This is a genomic window from Brachybacterium endophyticum (genome assembly GCF_003130585.1).
Taxonomy (GTDB): Bacteria; Actinomycetota; Actinomycetes; order Actinomycetales; family Dermabacteraceae; genus Brachybacterium; species Brachybacterium endophyticum.
Map to the genome: position 1 here is coordinate 712,366 of NZ_QFKX01000001.1, position 24,192 is coordinate 736,557.

Annotated in this window: 22 protein-coding genes; 9 read left to right on the forward strand and 13 right to left on the reverse strand. The window is 72.2% G+C overall.

Features of this window, described 5'->3' with window-relative positions; all coding sequences use genetic code 11:
* Positions 1-60 precede the first annotated feature (60 nt).
* Positions 61-2,505 carry a phosphoenolpyruvate synthase gene (ppsA, locus tag DEO23_RS03095; RefSeq protein ID WP_109274511.1) on the forward strand — a complete coding sequence of 815 codons (2,445 nt, stop codon included), beginning with the start codon at positions 61-63 and terminating at the stop codon, positions 2,503-2,505.
* Here the strand turns inward: ppsA and DEO23_RS03100 are convergent.
* A complete protein-coding gene (locus DEO23_RS03100; protein WP_109274512.1) occupies positions 2,493-3,755 on the reverse strand; it encodes a variant leucine-rich repeat-containing protein in 1,263 nt (420 codons plus the stop codon). The two genes, ppsA and DEO23_RS03100, sit on opposite strands and share 13 nt — an antisense overlap.
* Positions 3,756-4,019: 264 nt before the next feature.
* Here DEO23_RS03100 and DEO23_RS03105 point away from each other — a divergent pair, with 264 nt between their 5' ends.
* From DEO23_RS03105 to DEO23_RS03115, 3 genes are read left to right on the forward strand one after another with little or no spacing between them, the layout of a single operon-like run.
* A complete protein-coding gene (locus DEO23_RS03105) occupies positions 4,020-5,006 on the forward strand; it encodes a siderophore-interacting protein (protein WP_240613180.1) in 987 nt (328 codons plus the stop codon).
* A gap of 47 nt (positions 5,007-5,053) precedes the next feature.
* A complete protein-coding gene (locus DEO23_RS03110) occupies positions 5,054-5,932 on the forward strand; it encodes a hypothetical protein (RefSeq protein ID WP_119724700.1) in 879 nt (292 codons plus the stop codon).
* Positions 5,933-5,953: 21 nt separating this feature from the next.
* Positions 5,954-6,184 carry a hypothetical protein gene (locus DEO23_RS03115; RefSeq protein WP_109274514.1) on the forward strand — a complete coding sequence of 77 codons (231 nt, stop codon included), beginning with the start codon at positions 5,954-5,956 and terminating at the stop codon, positions 6,182-6,184.
* 4 nt (positions 6,185-6,188) lie between these two features.
* On the opposite strand, the gene DEO23_RS03120 is transcribed toward DEO23_RS03115, so the two are convergent.
* On the reverse strand, positions 6,189-6,881 hold the full coding sequence (locus tag DEO23_RS03120; RefSeq protein ID WP_109274515.1) for a uracil-DNA glycosylase: 693 nt from the start codon (positions 6,879-6,881) through the stop codon (positions 6,189-6,191).
* Positions 6,882-6,946: 65 nt separating this feature from the next.
* On the opposite strand from DEO23_RS03120, the gene DEO23_RS03125 reads away from it, so the two are divergent.
* The 5 genes from DEO23_RS03125 to DEO23_RS03145 all read left to right on the forward strand — a co-directional run bounded on the left by DEO23_RS03125 (position 6,947) and on the right by DEO23_RS03145 (position 11,839).
* The gene (locus DEO23_RS03125) at positions 6,947-7,243 is read left to right on the forward strand and encodes a DUF3263 domain-containing protein (RefSeq protein WP_109274516.1); all 297 of its coding nucleotides are present in this window, start codon (positions 6,947-6,949) and stop codon (positions 7,241-7,243) included.
* 85 nt (positions 7,244-7,328) lie between these two features.
* Entirely contained in the window at positions 7,329-7,895 is a 567-nt protein-coding gene (locus DEO23_RS03130) for a LytR C-terminal domain-containing protein (protein ID WP_109274517.1), read from the forward strand.
* Positions 7,896-8,223: 328 nt separating this feature from the next.
* Entirely contained in the window at positions 8,224-9,861 is a 1,638-nt protein-coding gene (gene groL, locus DEO23_RS03135; RefSeq protein ID WP_109274518.1) for a chaperonin GroEL, read from the forward strand.
* Positions 9,862-10,186: 325 nt separating this feature from the next.
* On the forward strand, positions 10,187-10,648 hold the full coding sequence (locus tag DEO23_RS03140) for an SRPBCC family protein (RefSeq protein WP_109274519.1): 462 nt from the start codon (positions 10,187-10,189) through the stop codon (positions 10,646-10,648).
* Positions 10,649-10,858: 210 nt separating this feature from the next.
* Positions 10,859-11,839: an MsnO8 family LLM class oxidoreductase gene (locus DEO23_RS03145; protein ID WP_109274520.1), complete on the forward strand. Its 981-nt coding sequence runs from the start codon at positions 10,859-10,861 to the stop codon at positions 11,837-11,839.
* On the opposite strand, the gene DEO23_RS03150 is transcribed toward DEO23_RS03145, so the two are convergent.
* The 11 genes from DEO23_RS03150 to DEO23_RS03200 form a co-directional block, all read right to left on the reverse strand.
* The gene (locus DEO23_RS03150; RefSeq protein WP_109274521.1) at positions 11,778-12,434 is read right to left on the reverse strand and encodes a GNAT family N-acetyltransferase; all 657 of its coding nucleotides are present in this window, start codon (positions 12,432-12,434) and stop codon (positions 11,778-11,780) included. The two genes, DEO23_RS03145 and DEO23_RS03150, sit on opposite strands and share 62 nt — an antisense overlap.
* Positions 12,431-14,107 carry a dipeptide ABC transporter ATP-binding protein gene (locus tag DEO23_RS03155; protein WP_240613181.1) on the reverse strand — a complete coding sequence of 559 codons (1,677 nt, stop codon included), beginning with the start codon at positions 14,105-14,107 and terminating at the stop codon, positions 12,431-12,433. The genes DEO23_RS03150 and DEO23_RS03155 overlap by 4 nt, the downstream gene beginning before the upstream one ends.
* Before the next feature lie 2 nt (positions 14,108-14,109).
* Positions 14,110-14,976, reverse strand: a complete 867-nt coding sequence (locus DEO23_RS03160) for an ABC transporter permease (RefSeq protein ID WP_109274523.1) — start codon at positions 14,974-14,976, stop codon at positions 14,110-14,112.
* Entirely contained in the window at positions 14,973-15,992 is a 1,020-nt protein-coding gene (locus tag DEO23_RS03165; RefSeq protein ID WP_109274524.1) for an ABC transporter permease, read from the reverse strand. The genes DEO23_RS03160 and DEO23_RS03165 overlap by 4 nt, the downstream gene beginning before the upstream one ends.
* On the reverse strand, positions 15,989-17,635 hold the full coding sequence (locus DEO23_RS03170) for an ABC transporter substrate-binding protein (RefSeq protein WP_109274525.1): 1,647 nt from the start codon (positions 17,633-17,635) through the stop codon (positions 15,989-15,991). The genes DEO23_RS03165 and DEO23_RS03170 overlap by 4 nt, the downstream gene beginning before the upstream one ends.
* Complete coding sequence (locus DEO23_RS03175) at positions 17,632-18,900, reverse strand: aminotransferase-like domain-containing protein (protein WP_109274526.1); 1,269 nt, start codon at positions 18,898-18,900, stop codon at positions 17,632-17,634. The genes DEO23_RS03170 and DEO23_RS03175 overlap by 4 nt, the downstream gene beginning before the upstream one ends.
* Positions 18,897-20,318 (reverse strand): FAD-binding oxidoreductase, encoded by a 1,422-nt coding sequence (locus tag DEO23_RS03180; RefSeq protein ID WP_109274527.1) that lies wholly within the window; start codon positions 20,316-20,318, stop codon positions 18,897-18,899. Before DEO23_RS03180 ends, DEO23_RS03175 begins: the two co-directional genes overlap by 4 nt.
* Before the next feature lie 120 nt (positions 20,319-20,438).
* The gene (locus DEO23_RS03185) at positions 20,439-21,470 is read right to left on the reverse strand and encodes an LLM class flavin-dependent oxidoreductase (RefSeq protein WP_109274528.1); all 1,032 of its coding nucleotides are present in this window, start codon (positions 21,468-21,470) and stop codon (positions 20,439-20,441) included.
* A gap of 78 nt (positions 21,471-21,548) precedes the next feature.
* Positions 21,549-22,073: a TM2 domain-containing protein gene (locus DEO23_RS03190; protein ID WP_133249828.1), complete on the reverse strand. Its 525-nt coding sequence runs from the start codon at positions 22,071-22,073 to the stop codon at positions 21,549-21,551.
* A 62-nt stretch (positions 22,074-22,135) separates the two neighbouring features.
* Positions 22,136-22,516 (reverse strand): rhodanese-like domain-containing protein, encoded by a 381-nt coding sequence (locus tag DEO23_RS03195; protein ID WP_240613182.1) that lies wholly within the window; start codon positions 22,514-22,516, stop codon positions 22,136-22,138.
* 101 nt (positions 22,517-22,617) lie between these two features.
* Entirely contained in the window at positions 22,618-24,147 is a 1,530-nt protein-coding gene (locus tag DEO23_RS03200) for a DEAD/DEAH box helicase (RefSeq protein WP_109274531.1), read from the reverse strand.
* Positions 24,148-24,192: the final 45 nt, after the last annotated feature.

The window sequence follows — 24,192 nt, forward strand, 5'->3', positions numbered from 1 at the left end:
CCCCAGTGTGGAGACACGACCGGCGGACGATTCCGCCCTCGCCCGACGAAAGGCTTGGTCATGACCCTCCTGACGCATTCCGCTTCCGACGTACGCACCGATCGCCCTGGCGTACTGCCGCTGTCCGCGGTGGGCCTGGACGATCTGGCGCGCGTCGGCGGGAAGAACGCCTCGCTAGGCGAGATGCTCGGCTCCCTCTCCGAGCTCGGCGTCAGCGTCCCGGACGGCTTCGCCACCACGGCCGACGCCTTCCGCGACCATATGTCCGCCACGGGCCTGACCGAGTGGATCAGCGAGCAGCTGCAGGCGCTCGACGTCGAGGACACCTCGGCGCTCGCCGCCACCGGCGCCCGCATCCGCGCACGGGTCGAGGAGACGCCGCTGGCCGAGTCCCTCGCCGACGCCGTGCGCACGGCCTTCGCCGAGCTGCTCGAGACGGCCCCGGACGGCGATGTCGAGGCGTCCTTCGCGGTGCGCTCGAGCGCGACCGCGGAGGACCTGCCCGATGCCTCTTTCGCCGGGCAGCAGGACACCTACCTCAACGTCCGCGGCATCGACAACGTGCTCGACGCCGTGCGGATGGTCTTCGCCTCCCTGTTCACCGACCGCGCGATCGCCTACCGCGTGCACCACGGCTTCGTCCACGACGAGGTCGCCATCTCGGTGGGCGTGCAGCGCATGGTCCGCTCCGACCTCGCCGCCGCCGGCGTCATGTTCACCCTGGACACCGAGTCCGGCTTCGAGGACGCCGTCTTCCTCACCAGCGCCTACGGCCTGGGGGAGGGCGTCGTCCAGGGCGCCGTGGATCCCGACGAGTACACGGTGCACAAGCCGGGCCTGCGCGAGGGCCGCCCCGCGATCCTCCGCCGTCACCTGGGGTCCAAGGACCGTCGGATGATCTTCACCGAGGATCCGCGCGTGGGTCGCACCACCGCCTTCGAACCCACCGAGGAGGACGAGCGCGGCCGCTTCTCGCTGGCCGACGACGAGGTCACCGAGCTCGCCCGCATCGCCCTGGCCATCGAGGACCACTACGGGCGGCCGATGGACATCGAATGGGGCAAGGACGGCGCCGACGGCAGCCTGCACATCCTGCAGGCCCGGCCCGAGACCGTCGCCTCCCGCCGCGGCGCCGGCGTGATCGAGCGCCACCACCGCGTCGGCGACTCCCGTGTGCTCTCCGAGGGCCGCGCGATCGGCCAGAAGATCGGCACGGGCGCCGTGCGGCGCCTGACCGACCCCGAGGACATGCACGGCTTCGAGCCCGGTGACGTGCTGGTCGCGCCGATGACCGACCCCGACTGGGAGCCGATCATGAAGCGTGCGGCGGCGATCGTCACCGACCGCGGCGGGCGCACCTGCCATGCGGCGATCATCGCTCGCGAGCTCGGGATCCCCGCCGTCGTCGGCACCGGGGACGCCACCCAGCAGCTGTCCGACGGGCAGGAGGTCACCGTCTCCTGCGCCGACGGCGAGACCGGGCTCGTGTTCGAGGGCATCCTCGAGACCCGCGTCGAGACGATCGAGATCGGCGAGCTCGGCGAGCTGGACGTCGATCTGATGCTGAACCTGGGCAATCCCGACCTCGCCCTGTCCACGGCCGCGCTGCCGAGCGCCGGCGTGGGCCTGGCCCGGATGGAGTTCGTCATCAACCGCCAGATCGGGATCCACCCGCTCGCCCTCCTGCACCCCGAGGACCAGAGCGGGCAGGTGCGCGAGGAGATCGCGCGACGCACCAGCGCCGACGACTCACCGCGCGAGTTCTTCGTGCGCGCCCTCGCCGAGGGCGTCGCCACGATCGCCGCCGCCTTCTCGCCCCGACCGGTGATCGTGCGGCTGAGCGACTTCAAGTCCAACGAGTACGCCGGCCTGGTCGGCGGGGCGGCGCACGAGCCGGACGAGGAGAACCCGATGATCGGGTTCCGTGGCGCCTCCCGCTACCTCGACGAGGACTTCGCCGAGGCCTTCGCCCTGGAGTGCGAGGCCCTGCGCCGCGTCCGCGAGGACATGGGGCTGACGAACCTGCGGATCATGATCCCCTTCGTCCGCACCCCTGCGGAGGCCGAGGGCGTCGTCGACCTGCTCGCGCGCAACGGGCTCGAGCGCGGGAAGGACGGTCTGCAGGTCGTGATGATGTGCGAGATCCCGGCCAACGCGCTGAACGCCGGGGAGTTCCTCGAGCACGTCGACGGCTTCTCGATCGGTTCGAACGACCTCACCCAGCTGACCCTCGGCATCGACCGCGACTCCTCGCTGGTGGCCGGATCCTTCGACGAGCGCGACCCCGCGGTGCTGCACCTCGTCGACCTCGCGATCGACGCCTGCCGGGAGCGCGGGAAGTACGTGGGCATCTGCGGACAGGCTCCGAGCGACCACCCCGAGCTCGCGCAGCACCTGCGCGAACGCGGGATCAGCTCGATCTCCCTGAATCCCGACACGATCGTGGACACCTGGATGCGGCTCACCGGCCAGGAGGCCGGCGAGGAGGACGGTCAGAAGGTCTGATAGCCGGCCTTGGCGAGCGTGAAGCCCTTCCCGGTTTTCACGTTCCAGCAGGTGATGCCGCTGGACTCGCTCGTGCAGGCGACGTCGCCCTTCGCCGCGCTGCTGCCGTAGGAGAGCCTCTCGGGGGAGCCGCCGCCGAAGGAGGTCCCGCACTCGGGTCCCGCCTCCTTCCCGGCGACTCCGATCGAGAAGGCATCGGTGGAGCAGTCCTCGAGGTCGTCCCCGAAGGTGTGCTCGCCGATGGTGCAGCCCACGGAGTCCTCCTCGAGGCTGCAACTGATGTTCCCGCTGGGAGCGGTGAACGCGCTGAGGTCACGGGCATTCCGCGGGGCCGGCTTCACGTCCGGCTCCTCGGTCTTCGTCGTCTTCTCCTCCGTGGGCTTCGCGGAGGTGGACTCGGCCGACGTGCTCGAGGAGTCGCGCTGGTAGGAGTCGTCACCCTCGCTCATCCAGGCGCGCAGACCCAGCACGGCCACCAGCACGACGATCAGGGCGAGCAGCAGGCAGCCGCCGCACGCCCACCAGGTGCGACGTCGTCGAGCGGCGTCCTGGTCGGAACCGTCGCCGGATTCATCGTAGGAGCCGGCACCGGCCCCGACGCCCGCGCCCGTACCGACGCCGGCACCGGCACCCGCACCCGCGGCGACCGCCGGCAGGGTCGCGGTCGCCGCGGGGTCGGGGCTCGAGCCCGAACCCGAGCCGGAAGGCCCGAGGGGGACCACCCCGCCGTCGGACTTCACCCGATGGATCGGGCCGTTCGGGGTGGCGGGCCGCTCCTCGCGCACCGGCGGGATGCCCCAGACGGACTCGGCATCGGGGTCCGCGACCGGGTCGTTTCGGTCGGTCGCGTCCTGCCGAGGATCCGCGGCGGTGGTGTCGGGGCGCAGCGGTGCCGGGGCGGCGGAGGCGTCGATCGGCCGGGTCTCCGGCTCCTCCGCGCCGCTCGCTGCGCCGGCCTCGTCCTGGGTCCAGTCCTGCGCGTCCGTGCTGGGCTCCCCGCTCTCGTCGGGCTCGCCGCTCCCCCTGGCCTGGGCGTTCTCGTCGGCCTCGGTGCTGCCGTCGGCCTCGGCGCGGGAGCGCAGGCGCGGGTTCGACGCGAGGATCCACTGGCGTGCCACGTCCGGACAGGAGGGGTTGGCCAGGATCAGGCTCTGCAGCTGCGGGTGCCGCTCGGTCAGCTCCACCAGTCGCTCGGGCGGGGTGGAGGGGTCCTTCGCCTCCTCGGCGGGTGACCGGGGGGTCTCGTTCACGTCTACTCCTGTTCATGGGCGCGGGCTCTGCGGCCGCCCGATGACGGGCGCGCGAGGACCCCGGCTCTGTGCGCAGTCACCCGAGGGTGCCACACCTGCTCACGCGCCGTCGCACGCACATCGTCGCCCTTGTGAGAGTCCGGACGAAACCGGTACCAGGAGATGACGTTCGGGGGCTGACTGAGGGCAGGCTTACCTGACATACTGGCTCCGCGCCCCGCCGACCGCCGACCCTCCGGGGATCAGATCCGTCAAGGAGACACCGTGCCGCCTACGACCACCACCGCCCACCTCGCCGAGGTCCTCCGGGTGGAGGAGCGCAGTCCGTCCTTCCGCCGTGTGGTGCTAGGAGGCGAGGGGATGCGCAGCTTCGGCTTCGAGCACCACCCGCTGGACCAGCGCTTCAAGATGATCATCCCGCCGCAGCACGAGAAGCCCTCCCTGGACCTCGTCGACTTCCTCGAGAGCCGCGCCGAGGACGACGGTCTCTCCTGGTACCAGGCATGGCTGCGCCTGGAGGAGTCCGAGCGCGGCGCGATGCGCACCTACACCATCCGCGAATGGCGCGACGAGGAGCGCGAGCTGGTCGTCGACATGGTGCTGCACACCGACGAGCAGGGCGTGGGCGGCCCCGCCGGGACCTGGGCCCGCGATGCGGAGCCGGGATGGCAGCTGCACGTGATCGGCCCCCACCGCGAGGGCGAGGACCGACGCTCGGGCATCGAGTTCGAGCCCCGCGGGGCCCGCGACCTGCTGCTGGTCGGCGACGAGACCGCCGTGCCCGCCATCGCCTCGATCCTCGATTCGCTCGCGGGCCAGGACGTGCGCGGCTGCGTGATCCTCGAGGTCCCCACCCTCGAGGACGTCCCCGAGCTGGATGCGCCCGGGGGCATCGAGGTGATCCCGCTGGCGCGGGACGGACGTGCCCACGGCGACCTCACGATCCCCGCCGTGAAGGCGGCGGTCACCACGCACCCGCCGGCCGGCAGCGGAGCCTCCGGCTCCGGGGTCGATCTCGAGGAGGTCGACATCGACAGCACGGTGCTGTGGGACACTCCCCAGCTGCTCACTCACGCCGCGCACGGCAGCACCACCGAAACCCATCGCGACGAGCGCCCCTTCTACGCGTGGATCGCCGGGGAGGCAGGGGTGGTCAAGACCCTGCGTCGCTACCTGGTGCGCGAGGTCGGCGTGGACCGCAAGCAGGTCGCGTTCATGGGCTACTGGCGCCGCGGCAAGGCCGAGGGCTGACGCGCCGCACCCCGATCCGGCGCGCCCGGCGTGGCACCATGCCGCCCATGGAACCCCGCGACGCCGACGTCCGACCCTTCACCGCCCCCGTGCGTCGCCATCTCGCCGGCGCCGCACTGGCCGGAGCGGGAGCCCTCGTGCTCGCCTCCGCCGGCCCCGCCGGGGCCGAGGACCGACAGACGGACGGGGGATCGGCCCTGCCGGTCCTCCACCCCGACGAGGACTGGTCGCGGATGCTCGCGAGGAGCCCCCGGGTGCAGCTGGTACCCGGGGCGGTCTACACCCTCGCCGCCCCTGTGCACCTGCCCGACGGCGCCCGCATCCAGGGCAACGGTGCCGTCCTCACCACCGCGGACACCACCTCCGGCGCCCTCGTCGTCGACGGCGCCCGCGACGTCACGATCAGCGACGTCCGCTGCCTCGGCGAGGGAGCGGGCAGCGCGGACCCCGGGCGCATCGACGTGCCCTTCGCGCGGGACCACGTGGCCGTGCGCATCGACCGCTCGAGCAACGTGCGGGTGCTGGACTGCGACCTGATCGGCTGGCGCGGCGCCGGGATCGTGCTGACCGGCAGCACCGAGGACGACTACTTCTCCTACGGCAACCACATCGCCGGGTGTCGCTTCGCCCGCTGCTACCTGGGCCTCTCCGCCGCCGACCGTGCGGAGTTCTCCCAGCTGGAGAGGTGCTTCTTCACCGCCTGCCGGCTCGCCGTGTGGCAGTCGGCGGGGAACTGGACGCTCTCGGGCTGCATCATGGTCGGCTGCCACGGCAGCTACTACTCGATCGCGGCGAGCAGTCCCTACGGCGAGGCCGACTCCGACAACTGGAACCACGGCACGCTCGTCGGCTGCACGATGAACCACGCGAACTCCGGGGCGAAGGAGACCTGGTCCGCGCACCTGGAGATGCCCATTGGGGGGTAAAGTCGTGACCCCGGTCGTGGCGTGGTCGTCGAAGGGCTGCTGCCACCCACCACGTCCGGCTGCACCTTCTGGTACACCGACGGCACCGCGAGGGGCCTGCAGGGCACGGCATGGACCCTCACCGGCTGCACGCTCTCGGACCTGACGATCACGGGCGAGGGCGAGGTGCCGATCCGGCTCGTCGGCCATCAGTCCAACAGCGGCGAGCACCGGCCGGTGCTCACCGGCGCCGTCGAGGACGCACTCGCCTGAGCGCTCAGGCGGTCGCGGCGTCCTTCACCACCCGCCAGTCCACGGGATCGGCGCCCTGCTGCTCCAGGAGCGCGTTCGCCCGCGAGAACGGGGCCGATCCGAAGAACCCGCGGCGCGCGGAGAGCGGACTGGGGTGCGGGCTGGTGATGCACGGCGTCGGCGACAGCAAGGGCTGCAGGTTCTGGGCGTCACGACCCCACAGGATCGCCACCAGCGGGCCGCCGCGGGCCGCCAGCGCCCGGATCGCGGCCTCGGTGACGGCCTCCCAGCCCTTCCCGCGGTGGGAGGCCGGGGTGCCAGGGCGCACGGTGAGCACCCGGTTCAGCAGCAGCACGCCCTGGTCCTGCCAGGCGCTGAGATCGCCGTGCGGGGCGGGAGGGATGCCGAGGTCGTCCCGCATCTCGGCATAGATGTTCTGCAGGCTGCGGGGGATCGGCCGCACGTGCTCCTCGACCGCGAAGGAGAGCCCGATGGGGTGACCGGGAGTGGGGTAGGGGTCCTGGCCGACGATCAGCACCCGCACGTCGGCCAGCGGACGGGTGAAGGCCCGCAGCACGTTCTCCCCGGTGGGCAGGTACCCGTTCCCGGATTCCGCCTCCCCACGCAGGAAATCACCCATCGCGTGGATCGCGGGCTCGACGGGGGAGAGGGCCTCGGCCCAGTCGGGCGCGATGGTCTCGGCGAGGGGACGCGGCATGGGATCAGTCTGGCATGCGGCGCGCCGCCCGAGCCCGTGTGGAGCTCCCGCCTAGGCTTGGGGGCATGACCGATCCCGCCTCGTCCGACGCCCTCTCCGAGGGGCCCACGGATCCGGATGGTCTGAGCGCCCAGGACCTCGCGATCCTGGCGATGGAGGAACGCAGCTTCCGCTACGTCGGCGCGAAGGAGAGGCGGATCCGCGAGGAGCTCGGACTCTCGCCGACCTCCTACTTCGTGCGGTTGAACGCCCTGCTGGACCGTCCCGAGGCGCTGCGGGCCGCGCCGGGTGCGGTCAACCGCCTGCGGGCCCGCCGGGTGAGCTCCACGAGCACCGGCCCCGGACCCGCCCACGCCGCCTGAGACCCGCTGCGGCCGCACGGCCGCGCCACGCGTGTCCCGCGCGTGGCTACCGCCGCTTCCGACGGGGACCTGGTTCAATGGGCCCGTGGCTGATTCCGAGTACCCCTACCCTCCGGACCAGTACGACGAGGAGGCGGCTGACGTCGCCTTCCACGGTGCGCACCGCGCCGAGGAGTCGTTCTGGCGCCAGAACCTGGTCTACCTGATCATCATCGCCGTCGCGGTGGTGATCCTGCTCGCGCTGCTGTTCACCATCGGCGGGCTCGGGCGTTCCGGGGACGAGCGAGCGGATTCCCCCACCACCTCGGCGTCCCAGGACGACTCCTCGAAGCAGGCCTCCGACGGCGGAGGCGACGAGGAGGACAAGCCCAAGGCCGACGCCTCCACCCCCATCCTGGTCCTGAACGGCGGCAACGTCAGCGGCATGGCCGCGGACTGGAAGCAGGCGCTCACCGACGACGGCTGGTCCAACGTCGGCATCGGCACCTCCGACAACGTCCAGCAGGAGAGCGTGGTGTTCTACCGCGACAAGGACGACGAGGCCTCGGCGCAGGAGCTCGCCGACCAGGTCGGCGCGGAGGACGCACGCCAGAGCGACGAGTACGACAACCGCATCACCTTCGTCGCGGTGCAGCCCCCCGAGAACGACTGAGAGCGGCCGACGCCCCGTGGCAGGGCGCCCGCCGATTCCCGTGGCCGGGGACGGTCGGGTCGTTCGCGGCATGCGCGGGGCGTGCCCCCGGCACGCTGTGGGCTGAATCCGCCCGCGACTTCGGATCGGGGTTAGCACTCGGAGGGTGAGAGTGCTTATGATGATCTGGCACTCGACGCCGGAGAGTGACAGCACCATCCGGCGGCGAGCCAGGAACATTCCGGCCCCGTGAGGGACCCGGCGCCGCGTGACGTGAACACGGCGTGGGGTGCCGTCCGTCGCGGGCACTGGGTCGGGTGGACATCACAGACACGGGAGAGATTCCACAATGGCCAAGCTCATCTCTTACGACGAGGAGGCCCGGCGCGGTCTCGAGCGGGGAATGAACCAGCTCGCCGACGCCGTGAAGGTCACCCTCGGCCCCAAGGGTCGCAACGTCGTCCTCGAGAAGTCCTGGGGCGCTCCGACGATCACCAACGACGGCGTCTCGATCGCCAAGGAGATCGAACTCGACGACCCGTACGAGAAGATCGGTGCGGAGCTCGTCAAGGAGGTCGCCAAGAAGACGGATGACATCGCGGGCGACGGCACCACCACCGCCACCGTCCTCGCCCAGGCCCTCGTCAAGGAGGGCCTGCGCAACGTCGCCGCCGGCGCCAGCCCGATCGCGCTCAAGCGCGGCATCGACAAGGCCGTCGCCGCGGTCTCCGAGACCCTGCTCAAGCAGGCCAAGGAGATCGAGACCAAGGACCAGATCGCGCACACCGCCGGCATCTCGGCGGCCGACCCGGCCATCGGCGAGCTCATCGCCGAGGCCCTCGACAAGGTCGGCAAGGAAGGCGTGATCACGGTCGAGGAGTCCAACACCATGGGCCTCGAGCTGGAGCTCACCGAGGGCATGCGGTTCGACAAGGGCTACCTCTCGCCGTACTTCGTCACCGACGCCGAGCGGCAGGAAGCGGTCCTCGAGGACCCGTACATCCTGCTGATGAACTCCAAGATCTCGAACGTCAAGGACCTGCTGCCGCTGCTGGAGAAGGTCATCCAGGCCGGCAAGCCGCTCGCGATCATCTCCGAGGACGTCGAGGGCGAGGCCCTCGCGGTGCTCGTGGTCAACAAGCTCAAGGGCTCCTTCAAGTCCGTGGCACTCAAGGCCCCCGGCTTCGGCGACCGCCGCAAGGCGATGCTCGAGGACATGGCGATCCTCACCGGCGGCCAGGTCATCTCCGAGGAGGTCGGCCTCAAGCTCGAGACTGCGGGCCTGGAGCTTCTGGGCCAGGCGCGCAAGGTCGTCGTCACCAAGGACGAGACCACCATCGTCGAGGGCTCGGGCGAGGCCGACCGGATCGCCGGTCGCGTCAAGCAGATCCGCACCGAGATCGAGAACTCCGACTCCGACTACGACCGCGAGAAGCTCCAGGAGCGCCTGGCGAAGCTCGCGGGCGGCGTGGCCGTCATCAAGGCCGGTGCCGCGACCGAGGTCGAGCTCAAGGAGCGCAAGCACCGCATCGAGGACGCGGTGCGCAACGCCAAGGCGGCCGTCGAGGAGGGCGTCGTCGCCGGTGGTGGCGTCGCGCTGCTGCAGGCGGGCAAGGACACCTTCGGTGGCCTCTCGCTCGAGGGTGACGAGGCGACCGGTGCGTCCATCGTCTCCGTGGCCGTCGAGGCCCCGCTCAAGCAGATCGCCGTCAACGCCGGCCTCGAGGGCGGCGTCGTCGCGGAGAAGGTCAAGAACCTCCCCGTCGGCCAGGGCCTGAACGCGGCCAGCGGCGAGTACGAGGACCTGCTGAACGCGGGCATCATCGACCCGGTCAAGGTCACCCGTTCGGCGCTGCAGAACGCGGCCTCGATCGCCGGCCTGTTCCTGACCACCGAGGCCGTCGTGGCCGACAAGCCGGAGCCCGAGGCCCCGGCCGCCGGTGGCGGCGACATGGGTGGCATGGGAGGCATGGGCGGCATGATGTGATCCGGCCCGGGCCTCGTGCCCGGACCTGATCGTGTCGGCGAGCCTGCCCGGGTCGGCCCGGGCGGGCCCGCCCGCCTCACGGGCCCCTCGTCGGGCCCGCCCGCCTCACGGCGCCTATATGACGATTGCGAGTCAAATCCCCGCGGATTTGGCTCGCAATCGTCATATAGAGGGGTTGCTTGCCCCGCTGGGTGCTTGTCCAGCGGGGTGCCTGTCCCGATGGGTGCTCGTCCCCGCTGGGTGCTCGTCTCGTGCCGCCTGCCGCCTGCCGCCGGTCGGCTGGTCCGTGGCATGCCCGCTCGGCACGTCGGTGGACAATGGCGCCATGACCTACGAGATCCAGGACTCCGTTCAGCTCTCCGCGTCTCCGGAGCAGGTGTACGAGCTGCTCAGCGACATCACGCGCACGGGCGAATGGAGCCAGCAGTGCCATCGGTGCGAGTGGGAGAGCGATGACCGTGGTGTGGGCGCCCGGTTCGTCGGGCACAACCGCACGCCGGAGCGGGAGTGGCAGACCGTGTCCGAAGTGGTCGCCGACGTCACCAGAGAGCACTTCGCCTGGTCGGTCGGTCCGGGACGGGCCGTGTGGGGATACAGGATGCGGCCCTCTGCTGGAGGCGGGACGGAGCTGACCGAGTACACCCGCACCTCCCCGACCTTCGAGGAGTTCTTCACCGAGCGCTACGGGGACCGTGCCGAGGAGGAGATCGCGACGCGGCAGGAGGCCGCGCGCGCCGGCATCCCGGCGACGCTCGCGACGATCCGGGGGATCCTCGACGGTCGGTGAGGTCGGTGAGGCCAACACGGGCGGAGGACCCAGGCAGCCATGTCGTGATATCCCTATGACAGTTGCGAGCCGAATCCGGGGGGATTCGGCTCGCAACTGTCATAGGGGCGATCCGACCGCCCCTCTGCCTCGTTCCTCCGCTCGTCTCTTGCTGCCCGGCCACGGATCAGCCCCGGGAAGGTCTCGGGCTGTGCGTGCGTTGTGTGAGGGGTGAGGATCTCCCTGCTGGACCGCTCCCGCACGCGCGACGGGCGCCCCGAACCGGTGGCGCTGCGCGACAGCGTGGAGCGGGCGGTCTCCGCCGAGTCGCAGGGCTACCACCGCTTCTGGGTGGCCGAGCACCATGGCGTCCCGGGGATCGCGAGCGGCTCACCGGCGGTTCTGCTCGCCGCCGCCGGGCAGCGCACCACCACGATCCGGCTCGGTTCCGGCGGCGTGATGCTGCCCAACCACCGGCCCCTCGTGGTCGCCGAGCAGTTCCTCATGCTCGAGGGCCTCGCACCGGGCCGGGTGGACCTGGGGCTCGGACGCTCGTTGGGCTTCACCGCACCCGTGCGGGAGGCCCTCGGACGCACGGAAGCCACCGCGGAGCAGTTCGCCCACGAGATCCTCCAGCTGCGCGATCACCTCGAGGGCAGCGCGCCGGTCACCGCACGGCCCGCTGCCGACACCCCTCCGCCGCTCCACGTGCTCGCCACCGGCTCCGGCCTGCAGACCGCCGCGCGCCTGGGGCTCGGGGCGGTCATCGGCGGGCCGGCTCTGCTCTCCGATGACATCGGGGAGAGTGCTGCCGCCTACCGCCGGGAGTTCCGCCCGCACCGGGGCAGCGTCCCGCACCTGATGGTCTCGATGGACCTCCTGGTCGCCGACACCGACGCCGCCGCCCAGGAGCTCGCGCTCCCCGAGGTCTGGGCGATGGTCCGGGCCCGGGAGGCCGGCGCGTTCCCTCCGCTCGAGGACCCGGCGAGCATTCGTGCGCGTGTGCAGGCGCGTGCGCTCGGTGCCCGCGAGGAATCCCGCCTAGAGAAGGGACTCGCCACGGCCTGGGCCGGCAGCGAGCGGACGCTCCGCGAGCGAGTGGGCAGGCTCCTCGAGACCACCGGGGCCGACGAGGTCCTCGCCTCGGGTGTCACCTACGACCGCGGCGCACTGGCCGAGTCCGACGCCCGGATTGCGCGGCTGCTGGAGTGAGAAGGAGCCAGGGGACTAGGGGGCCAGGGGGACCCGGGGCCAGGGGAGTTCTCAACCCGCCGACGGTGCCTCCAGGTCCAGGTCCAGGTCCAGGCCCTGGCCCCGGGCCCAGGCCCGTTTCCAAGTCTTTGCGGAAGCAGACGCTGATGCCGTCGGCCGGGTCGTAGGGGGAGAAGACCTGCACGTGCTCCCAGCCCTCGCGCTCGTAGAGGGCGATCGCGTCGGGCTGGCGGTTCCCGGTCTGCAGGAAGAGCTCCCGCTCCCCGCGCTCCCGCGCTTCCTGTTCGAGATGGGCCAGGACGGCTCGGGCGAGTCCCAGGCGGCGGAAGGCGGGGGACACGAACAGTCGCTTGACCTCCAGCCGGTCCGGCAGCCGCCGCAGGGTGCCGGTCGCCGCGACCTCGCCGTCGACCAGGGCCAGTGCGACGATCACGACGTCGTCCCCTGTCGGCCTCCCCGGCGGCACCGCGGTGCCGCGCAGCGGCACGTACCGCGGCCCGACCTCGGCGTCCATCGCATCGCGCAGTGCGCGGGCCCGGGGATCCTCCCAGCCGGTGTGCTCCCAGGTGATGACGGGAGCGGGGACGGTGCTCATGCGGTGGCCTCCAGGATGTCCTCGTCGCGGCGGCCCCCGAGGGCGGGGACCGAGCTCAGCAGTCGCTGCGTGTACTCGTGCTGCGGGGCGGCGAGGACCCGCGCGGCCTCGCCCTCCTCGACCACCTCGCCACGGCGCAGCACCGTGAGGGTATCGGCGATCTGCCGCACCACACCGAGGTCGTGGGAGATGAACAGGTAGGTCAGTCCGAGGTCACGCTGCAGGGTCGCGAGCACCTCGAGGATCCCCGCCTGCACGCTCACGTCCAGGGCGCTGGTCGGCTCGTCGAGCACGAGCACCTCGGGGCGCAGCACGAGGGCGCGTGCGATCGCGACGCGCTGGCGCTGCCCGCCCGAGAGGGCCGTCGGCCTGCGCCCGAGCAGGTCCTCCCCGAGCCGGACGGCGTCCAGCGCCCAGCGCACGCGTTCGCGGCGCTCGGCCGCGCTGCCCACCCCGTACAGGTCCAGGGGCTCGCGCACGATGCGGCCCACCCGGAACCGCGGATCGAGGGACGTGAAGGGGTTCTGGTGGACCAGCTGTAGGTCCCGGCGCAGCGAGCGCAGGCTGCGCCGGTCGCCGGGGTCGATCGCACGGCCGTCGACGCGCAGTCGTCCGCTGTCGAGGGGCTCGAGGCCCATCAGCGCCCGCGCGGCGGTGGTCTTCCCGGACCCCGATTCGCCGACGAGCGCGTGGGTGGTGCCGCGGCGGACGGCGAAGGAGACCTCGCGCAGAGCGGGCACGTCCCCGCCGGCCGTGCGGAAGGTGCGGGTGATCCTGTCGGCCTCGAGACGTGCGGGGGAGCCCGCGGCGGCATCACCGGGGGAGCCCCCGGCGGTGTCCCCGCGTCCTGCGCGCAGGGCGGCGAAGCGGTCGGGATGCAGTCCGGGGACGTCGGCCTGGAGGCGGCGGGTGTAGTCCGAGTGCGGGCGCTCGAAGACCTGCGCGGTGGGGCCCGCCTCCTGGATGCTGCCGCCGCTCAGGACGACGACCTGCTGGGAGCGCTCGGCCGCGAGCGCGAGATCGTGCGTGATCAGCAGCAGGCCGATGCCGAGCTCGGCCTGCAGGGAGGCGAGCAGGTCGAGGATCTGCTTCTGGACGGTGACGTCGAGGGCGCTGGTGGGCTCGTCGGCCACCAGCAGCGCGGGGCGGGGGATGATCGCGAGCGCGATCAGCACACGCTGCAGCTGGCCGCCGGAGAGCTGATGGGGGTAGGCCGCGGCGATGCGTCCGGGATCGGAGAGACCCACCCGTTCGAGGGCGTCGCGGACCAGGTCCTCGCGGGCGGCGCGGGTGCTCGCTTCCGGGACCAGCGCCGCGGCCTCGAGGGCCTGGGAGCCGATGGTGCGCACGGGGTTCAGGGAGCTGCCCGGGTCCTGCGGGACGAAGCCGAGGACCCGTCCGCGCAGAGGACGCAGGGCAGGCTCGGGGAGGTCGTGGATGGCGCGTCCGCGCAGCGTGATGCTGCCGCGCACGTGGGCCCCGCGCCGGTCCAGCAGGCGCAGCACCGCCCGCGCGATCGTGGACTTCCCGGAGCCGGACTCGCCGATCAGGGCGAGGGTCGATCCGCGGGGGACCGTGAAGGAGACGTCGCGGACCACCTCGGATCGACCGTAGGCGACGTGCAGGTGCTCGACGGTCAGCAACGGCTCCTCGGAGGAGGGTCGGGAGGTCATGGTCATCGGTTCCTCTCGGTGTCGATGAAGCGGCTCAGTCGGCTCACGGACAGCACGACGATCGCGATCGTCAGTCCCGGGGCGAGGACGAGCCAGGGGGCGTGCAGGAGGTGCTCGCGACCGTCGGCCACCAGCAGTCCCCAGTCGGAGGCGGGCGGCGGGTCGCCGTACCCCAGGAAGGCGAGACCGGCGATGGTGAGGATCGCGAGGCCGAACTGCAGCACGGCGAGCGAGAGCACGGGGCGCACGGCGTTGGGCAGCACGTGGCGCACCAGGACGTAGCCTCCCGAGCCCCCGTTCAGCCGTGCCGCCTCGATGAACACGCTGGTGCGCACGCGCAGCACCTCCGCCCGCATGAGCCGGGCGAACACCGCCACCGCGGAGACGCCGGTCGCGATCGCGGCGTTGCGGGTGTCGTACCCGAGCGCCGTCACCACGACGACGGCGAGCAGGAAGCTCGGGATCGCCAGCAGCACGTCCACCAGGCGACCCAGCACCGCGTCGGCCCATCCGCCCGCGTACCCGGCGACGAGGCCGATCGCGCCGCCCACGATCACGCCGATGGCGACGGCGACCAGTGCGCTGGTCATCGAGGAGGCCGAGCCGTGGACGATGCGGCTGAGCAGGTCGCGTCCCAGGTGGTCGGTACCCAGGAGGTACTGCGTCCCCGGAGCGGTGAACTTCGCCGCGGGGATCCCCGCGGCGGGGTCCGAGCGGGTTAACAGTCCCGGGACGAGGGAGAAGGCCAGCACGAGAGCGAGCACGAGGAGCGCGAGGACCACGGTGAGCGGGAGGCGCCGGCGCGGGGAGGCCGACGGGGCCTCCGCGGCGGCGGTGGGCTCGCCGGTGGTCAGGACCGCTGCACTCATGAGGCCTCCTGGATCGGGCGCAGCCGCGGGTCGAGCGCGGGCAGCACGAGGTCGATGACGAGGTTCACCAGCACGAACACGGCCGCGGAGAGGACCACGGCGGCCTGCAGGACCGGCACGTCCTGGCTGCTGACGGCCTTCTGGACGACGGTCCCCAGGCCCGCGCGGCCGAAGATCGTCTCGGTGATCAGGGATCCGCCCAGCAGCTCGCCGACGACGAGGCCGCACACGGTGACGGTGGGCAGCAGGGAGGGACGCAGCAGGTGACGGGCGAACACCCGCAGCGGGGTCAGGCCCCGTGAGAGCGCGACCTCGGTGTGGTCGAGGGACGCGGTGGTGTCGAGAGCCGTGATGAGCACCTGGGCGATCTGTGCGGAGACGGGGATCGCCAGGGTGAGGGCCGCGAACAGCGTCGCCCCGGCGCTCTCGGGCTCGATGATCGAGAACAGGCCGAGCTGCACGGCGAGCACCTGGATGAGGACCAGACCGATCAGGAAGTTCGGGGTTGAGAGGAACACCGTGGGCAGGGTCCGCACGAGGGCGTTCGGACGGCCCTCGGGGAGCCGCTGGGAGGCGAAGCCGAGCGCGAGGGCGATCAGCACCGCCAGGACCAGGGCGCTCGAGGCGAGCGCGAGCGTCGAGGGGAGGGCCTCGCCGATCGTGCTCGAGACGGACGCCGAGGTGGACAGCGAGATCCCCAGGTCCCCGTGCAGGGCCCGGCCGAGGGCGAGGGCGAGCTGGACGAGGACGGGCTTGTCGAGCCCGTAGAAGGAGCGGATGCGGGCCTTCTCGGCCTCGGTGTAGCCGGCTTCAGGGTTGTCCAGCTGCGCCGAGACGGGATCCCCGGGGATCGCCGCCAACACCAGGAAGACCAGGACGTACGCCAGCAGGATCACCAGGACGGCCTGCGCGAGGCGGCGCAGCGCGAAGCCGGCGTAGCGGCTGCGCGCTGCGGTGAGAGGGGAGCGCGTGACGGCGAGGCCCAGGGCGCCGGCCCCGGGGGACGTGGTGCTCATGCGGCCTTCCTCCTGCCCAGGGTGGCGGCGTGGTACGAGGGGATCGCGACCGCGTTGAACGTGATGCCGGTCAGCTCGGGGGTCTGCACGTAGATGCGCTGGACGTTCTGCTCGAGGGGGATGAAGTACGCCTGCTCGAGGACGTGCCGCGAGAGGTCGGCGATCACCGAGGCGCGCTCCCGGCGGTCACCGGTGCCGGCGACCCGGGCGGCGAGCTCGGTGAGCTCCTCGTCGCTGTCCTGCAGGCCGAACCAGTCCTCGCCGTCACCGGTGATCACCCCGGCCACGGTGCCCGCGTCCACGAAGCTGCGGGTGACCTCGGCGAGGCCCTGCTCGGGGTTGTCGTCGACCTTGCCCGCGTAGCTCGAGATGTCGACGTTCTGGGTGGCGACCCGGATCCCGAGGCGTCCCAGCTGCTGCGAGATCAGCTCGGCCTCGGGCACCGATCCCGTGAGGTACGGGGTGGGGTAGAGCGTGAAGCCGAGCTCCGTGCCGTGCTTCGCGCGGTAGCCGTCCTCGGTGCGGTCGGTCCAGCCGGCCTCGTCCAGCAGCTTCTCGGCGGCCGACGGGTCGTGCGCGAACAGGTCGGAGAGGTCCGTGGTCTCGGGGACGGAGGACTGCAGCCAGCTCGTCGCCGGCTCCCAGGCATCGGTGAACACGGTGCGCAGGATCTCCGCCCGGTCGATGCCGTGGGTGATCGCCCGGCGCACGCGCACGTCGTCGAAGGGTGCCACGGTGGTGCGCACCCGGAATCCGTGGGTGAAGCCCAGGTAGCGGGGCACGTCGATCGTGAAGCCGTTGTCGGTGAAGGAGTCGAGCACCTGCGGGTTCACGTTGTAGGCCACGTCGGTCTGCCCGGCGCGGGCGGCCGAGGCCCGCAGGGTGTCGTCGGGCAGCACTTTGAATCGGATCCGGGACAGCGCCGCCGGCCCGCTGCGGCCGAGGGCGGGCGGGGCCCAGTCGTAGTCCGCGCGTCGCACGAGGGTCACGTGGTCGTCGGCCGCCCAGGAGTCCAGGACGAAGGGTCCGCTGCCGATCTGGTGGGCGAGATCGGCCTGGTCGGCGAGCGAACGGGCCACGGAGTCGGGGCTCAGGAGCAGGCAGGCGTGGTAGCCCAGGGTGGGCAGGAAGGACAGCGAGGGGGCGGAGAAGCGCACGCGCACGGTGTGCGCGTCCTCTGCCTCGGCGCCCTCGTAGGTCGAGCCGGGGAACAGGCCCACCTTCGCGATGCCCTCGTCGGGGCGGCCCTTCGCCCAGACGTCGAGGTTCGCGACCACGGCGTGAGCGTCCAGCGGGGTGGTGTCGGAGAAGGACACCCCGCGGCGCAGGTGCAGAACGAACTCGGTGGAATCCGCGTTCGCCTCCCAGCTCTCGGCGATCCACGGGGTGACCTTCCCGTGGTCGTCGGTGTGCAGCAGCTTGTCCGTGAGCTGCTGCCAGACGTTCGCCTCGTAGCTCGAGATCGCGCTCTTGGACGGCACCCAGCCGCCGTCGAGGTTCGAGATCAGGAAGGTCAGCTCGTCGCCGTCGCCGTCGGCGCTGGCCGCCTCGACCGAGCAGGCGGCCAGCGGCAGGGCGGAGAGACCGAGCGCCCCGGCCCCGAGTCCGCGCAGCAGCTGCCGACGACTGGGTGCGCCCGTCATGGTCTCGCCGCCGGGTCCGCGAGCGCTTCGGCCAGGCGCTCGGCACCCGTCCGCAGCTGATCGGGTCCGAGGTGGCTGATGCCGACCCGCAGGCTCGCCCGGTCGTCCGCAGGATCCTCACGGAAGAAGTACCGGCCCAGCACGGCGTCGGTGCCGGTCCTCTCGCGGGCGACCCGCTGGGCCGCGGCGAGGTCCGTCCCGCTCTCGCGCAGGCGCACCCAGGCGAAGATCCCTCCGGTGCGGTGGGCTACCTCGATCCCACCGGGCACCTGCGCATCGAGGATCCCGGTGACCAGGTCGAAGCGCTCGGCATAGGCACTGCGGGCGCGGGCCGCGATGGCGTCGAAGCCGCGCGGAGCGTGCGGGCCGTCGCCCGGGGCGGGCGAGGCGCCGGCGCCGACGACCCGGGCGACGACCTCCTGGACCAGCACCGAGGAGTGCTGATCCTGGTTCGCCCGCAGACGGGTCACCGGGCCGACGAGCCAGTCGGGCAGGGCCAGCCAGCCCAGGCGCAGCCCGGGACCGAGCACCTTGGAGAAGGTGCGCACGTGGACCACGCGATCGGAGTCCAGCGGGTAGTCCGGCAGGGAGGGGCCGTCGAAGCCGAGCGAGTGATAGGCGTCGTCGGAGACGATCACGAAGCCGAAGCGCTCGGCGAGGGAGGTCAGACGCGCGCGCTCGGCGGGCGTGGTGACGTACCCGGTGGGGTTGTGGTGATCGGGCACGGTGTACAGGAGCTTGGGGCGCTCCCCGGCGATCAGGCGCTGCTCGAGGGCGTCGATGTCGAAGCCCTGAGGGGCAAGGGTCAGAGGCACCAGGCGCGGGCGCTTGTGCTGGAGGTCCCGGAAGATCAGCGGGTAGGTGGGGTCCTCGACGATCACGGCATCGCCCTCGTCCAGCAGGGCGTCGAAGAGCAGGGAGAGGCCGTGGAAGGCGCCGTTGGTCACCAGGATCCGGTCGGCCTCGGTGCCCTCCCGCGCCGCGATCCAGTCGCGCAGGGCGGGTGTGCCCGAGGGGCGGGAGTACTGCAGGGCGGCGGCGAGCGCCGCGGGATCGGCGGTGAGGTCCTCGCTCGCGTGGCGGATCTGCGCGAGCGGCAGCAGATCGGCGCTCGGGGCCCCGCCCAGCAGCGGGATGGAGCCGGGCAGCGAGCCGGTGGCTTTCCCGAAGCCGCGCGAACGGTCCTCGCGGGAGGCGAGATCGGACAGCAGGCGCTGCGGCGTCAGAGCCGGCGCGGGTGCAGGGGTGGAGGTCGTGGTGCTCACAGGGCCTTCCCGGGGTTGAGCAGGTGCTGGGGGTCGAAGGCGTCCTTGAGGCGACGCTGCAGGTCACGTGAGGCAGGGGAGAGCTCGAGGTCGAGCCAGCCACGCTTGGCCGTGCCGATCCCGTGCTCGCCGCTGATGGTGCCGCCCGCCGCGAGGGCCTCGCGCACCAGGGCGTCGGCCGCCTCGTGGATCACGGGAGGGATCGGCGCGCGGGGGCCCGTGGCGGCCTCGGCGGGGTCATCGTCGGGGCGGGGGAGCGAGAACGAGGGGTGGAGGTTCCCATCACCCGCATGGGCCACGGCCGAGGTGCGGACGCCGTGCTCGGCACCGATCCGCTCGAGGGCCGCGAACACACTGCCCAGGCGCGACTTCGGGACCGCGACGTCCTCGCCGAGCCGGAACTGCCCGACGCCGGACCCGCGGCCGGAACGCCGCAGCTCCCACCAGTGCTCGGCCTCCGCCTCGTCCTCGAGAACCGTCACCCGGGCACCGGAGGCGACGAGGGCGGTGGTGAGGTCGCGGGTCTGCTCCCCGATGCCGTAGCCGTCGAGCTCCACGAGCAGCACGGCGCTGTCACCCTCGGCCACTCTCTCGCCGGTGTTCTCCTCGATGTCCTCGAGGGAGCGGGCATCCAGCAGCTCGCTCGCGGCGGGACGGACGGGGCTCAGCGAGATCGCGTTCACCCCGACGGTCGCCTGCGCGATCGTGGGGAATCGCGCGAGCACGCTGCGGCGGGCCACCGGCAGCGGACGGATGCGGACCGTGGCCGCGACGACCACCGCGAGCGTGCCCTCGGAGCCGATCAGGAGCTGGCTGAGGTCGAGCCCGGTGACGCCCTTGACCGAGCGGTGGCCCGTCCTCAGCAGGGTGCCGTCGGCCAGGACGACCTCGAGGCCCAGCACCGACTCACGGGTCACCCCGTACTTCGCGCAGTGCAGACCGCCGGCGTTGGTCGCGATGTTCCCGCCGATGCTCGAGAGGTGCGCGCTCGCCGGGTCCGGCGCGTAGAAGAAGCCGCGCGGGGCGAGGGCCCTCGAGAGGTCGGCGGTGATGACGCCGGCCTCGACCACGGCGACCTCGTCGACGGGGTCGATCTCCCGGATCCGCGTGAGCCGTTCGAGACCGAGCACGATCGCGCCGAGGGTGGGCGCGGCCCCGCCGGAGAGCCCCGAGCCGGAGCCGCGAGGGACGACGGGGGTGCCGGTGTCGTGGGAGAGGCGCAGGACGGCCTGCACCCCCTCGACGTCACGGGGGAGAGCGAGCAGATAGGGCGTGCCGGGCTCTGCGCTCACGGCGCGGTCACCCGCGTACTGGGGAGCGGGGTCGGACACCACGGCGTCCTCGCCGAGCTCCGCACGCAGGCGATCGGCGAGGACGTGCAGGTCCGGAGCGAGGGCGGTCGTATCGAGGGCGGTCACACCGTCTCCCGGGGGTTGTCGGCGGCAGGGACCGTCACATCCTCCGGGCCGCGCTGCATTAGCGCAACTGATGGTTCACATAAGGAGATACAGGGGTGTGGTCCGTATCCGGTCGCAGTGTCAGCCGCCGAGCCCCCAGGCGTCGGCGAGGAGCTCGTGGGAGCGGTCGCGGTGATCGGGGTCGTAGACCTGCCCGGTGACGATCAGCTCGTCGGCCCCGGTGGCGCGCACGATCGACTCGAGCTGGGAGACCACGGTCGCGGGCGATCCGACGGCGCGCACCGAGAGCGTCTGGTCCACCTTCTGCAGCAGGGCCGGATCGGCCAGGCCTTCGAGCGAACGCGGCGGACGGACCTTGCTGCGCTCGCCGCGCAGGATCCCCAGGAAGCCCTGCTGCGCCGAGGTGAACAGGTGCTGCGCCTCCTCGTCCGTGGGGGCGACCAGGACGTTGACGCCGACCATCGTGTACGGCGCGTCGATCTGGGCGGAGTCCGCGGAGGGGTCGAAGGTCCGACGGTAGGCGTCCAGGGCCTGCTCGAAGCCGAACGGCGAGAAGTGCGAGGCCACGGAGAAGGGGAGTCCCAGGCGGCCGGCGAGCTGGGCGCCGTTCGCGGTCGATCCCAGGATCCACAGGGCGACCTCGGTGCCCTCGGCCACTGGGGCAGCGATCCGCAGACCCGTCGGCTGCTCGCTCCGGGACCAGTCGCGCATCTGCTCGACCGCGGCGATGAACGCCTCGGGATCGGCCGACGTGCGCGCGAGCAACTGCGCCGTGAGCGGGTCGGTGCCCGGCGCCCGCCCCAGGCCGAGATCGATGCGCTCGCCGTGCATCTGCACCAGGGTGCCGAACTGCTCGATGACCGAGAGCGGGGAGTGGTTGGGCAGCATGATGCCGCCCGAGCCCACGCGGATCCGCTCGGTCAGCTGGGCGGCCTGTCCGATCAGCAGACTGGTCGCGTTCGAGGCCAGCGAGACCGTGTTGTGGTGCTCGGCGAACCAGTAGCGGCTGAAGCCCAGTCGGTCGGCGAGCTGCGCTGCGCTCATCGAGCGCGCGATCGCCTCGTCCGCCTGCATCCCCTCGGAGATCGGGACCAGATCGAGGATCGACAGCGGGATGTGGGGAGTGTGCGGAACTGGGGCGCTGGTGCTCATGAGAGCGAGGCTACGCCCCTGGTCACGAGCGTGCAGAGCGCTGTGAGCGGCCGAGCGTCGGCCGCGGGAATATTGAGGTCAGCGCGCCGGGTGCACCGGGCGGCCGTAGGCAGCCTGGAAGGCGGCGTACTGCGCGCGCACACGCTCGTTGTGGTTCGAGGCGGCCACGCATCCCCAGATGATGCTCGCGATCCAGATCGCGACACCGAATACCGGGACCAGGAGCAGCAGGACCGAACCGAGGCCCATGGTGGCGAGCGAGATGAGGCCGATGATCACCCCGCCGAGGAGGCCGCCTCCGATGGCGATGGCGAGCAGGGTGATCGCACCGGCGACCGAGGAGTAGAAGAGCCCGAACACGCCGAAGAAGAAGGTCAGCACGAACGCGACACCCACGCTCTTGGGCTGCATGACCGGCACCGGGACGGCCGCCGGCATGGCCTGCGGGGCGGGCGGTGGAACCTGCCCGGCCCGGACCAGCGCGCCGTGGTCTGCCGGATGGCCCGCCATGGGCGGCTGCTCGACGAGCTGCCCGGGAATGACGTCGTGGGACGGCGCCTGCGTCCGCGCGGAGGAGTGGTGCGGTTCATGTGGTGAGCTCACCTGGACCACTGTACGGTCGGCCACCGCGTCGGAGGCCGGGTTCGCGCCGAACGGACGCTCGCTCAGGTGATGTAGCGCGTCGGCCGTGGCTCGACGGGAAGCCCTGCCGCGGCCCAGGCCCGGAAGCCGCCTGCCAGGTCCGTGGCCCGGGAGAAGCCGAGCTCGCGCAGGTCCCTCGCGGCGAGCGAGGAGGAGAAGCCCTCGTTGCACACGGTGATCACGAGGTCGTCGTGGCCGGGGCCGTCGGGGATCCTGCTCGGGCTGAGCGGGTCCATCCGCCACAGCATCACCGTGTGCTCGACGACGACCGCGCCGGGGATGTGCCCCTCCTCGTCCCTGGTCCACGGTGTGCGCAGGTCGAGCACCCACGCGCCCTCGGCGAGGAGGGCGGGGAGTGCCTCGGCATCGACCCGTCGGACGCCCCGACGAGCCTCCGCGAGCACCTGGGAGATGCTGCGCGTGGCCCGGTCGGGGATCTCGTCCGCAGGGCGCTGGTCTATGACAGGAAGCCTAGGCGGGTCCGGCTTCGGCGTCCGGAACGGACTCAGCCGCGGCGACCGGAGGAGAAGGCTGCGAGGCCGGCGCTGGAGCCCCGGCTGCCGCGACCCGAGCCCTCGCTCGAGGTGCTGTAGGTGGCCACGGAGCCGGAGCCCGAACGGGCGCCGCGGGAGCGACCGCGCGAACCCTGCCCGCCGCGCGAACCCTGCCCGCCACGACGGTTCTCGCCGCCCTGGGTGTCCCCGCCGCTACGACGGCGTCCGCCGTTAGCGCGCTCGCCGCCGTTTCCGCCGCCGTTCCCGCGACCGCCACCGTTGCCGCGGCCGTTCCCACGACCGCCGCCGTTGCCGCGGCCGCGCCCGCCGCCCTGCTGGGCCTGGGACGGGGCCGGTGCGGGCTCGGTGAACACCCGCTCGCCGGGGGCGAGGTCGCGCAGCACGGTGCTCTCGACGCTCACGCCCTCGTGGGCGGCGGGCGTGATCCGCGCCTTGCGCATCAGGTCGTGCACGTCCTTCTTCTGGTCGGGCGTGCGCACGGTGATCACGGTGCCGGAACCGCCCGCACGTGCGGTGCGGCCCGAGCGGTGCAGGTAGGCCTTGTGCTCGACCGGCGGGTCGGCGTGCACCACGAGGGCGACGTCGTCGACGTGGATGCCGCGGGCGGCGATGTCGGTCGAGACCAGGGTGCTCGCGCTCCCGTCGCCGAAGGCCTCGAGGTTGCGGGTGCGCGCCCCCTGCGAGAGGTTGCCGTGCAGCTCGACCGCGGCCACGCCCGTGCGGCTGAGCTTCTGGGCGAGCTTCTTCGCGCCGTGCTTGGTGCGCGTGAACAGGATGGTGCGGCCCGGCGCTGCCGCGAGATCGCGCAGGACGTCGAACTTCGCCTCGCTGGAGACCTCGAGCACGTGGTGCTCCATGGTCGAGACGGGGCTGGTCTCGGGATCGGCCGAGTGGGTGACGGGGGAGTGGAGGAACTCCTTGACGAGCTTCTGCACGCCCTGGTCCAGGGTCGCCGAGAACAGCATCCGCTGCCCCTGCTTCGGGGTGGCGGAGAGGATCCGGCGCACCATCGGCAGGAAGCCCATGTCAGCCATGTGGTCGGCCTCGTCGAGCACCGTGATCTCGATGCCGCGCAGGTCCACGTGGCCCTGACCCATCAGGTCCAGGAGGCGACCGGGGCAGGCGACGAGCACGTCGACGCCGCCCGCGAGCGCGTCGACCTGGGGCTTCTGTCCGACCCCGCCGAAGACGACGGTGCTGCGCAGCTTCGAGGCCCGCAGCAGAGGGCTCAGGGAGGCGTCGATCTGGGCGGCGAGCTCACGGGTCGGTGCGAGCACGAGGGCGCGCGGCATCCGGGCGCGGCGCTTCCTGCCGTCGGCCTCGAGGCGCGCGACCAGCGGCAGTCCGAAGGCGTAGGTCTTTCCCGAGCCGGTGCGTCCACGGCCCAGCACGTCGCGCCCGGCGAGGGAGTCGCCGAGCGTCGCGGCCTGGATCGGGGTGGGGGTGGTGATGCCCTGCGGGGCGAGGGCGTCGATGAGGTGGGAGGGCACGCCGAGGCGCGCGAAGTCACTGGTGGTCACGGGGATCCGTTCTGCATGAGGGGGGCGGTCCCGCCGGCGCGCTGC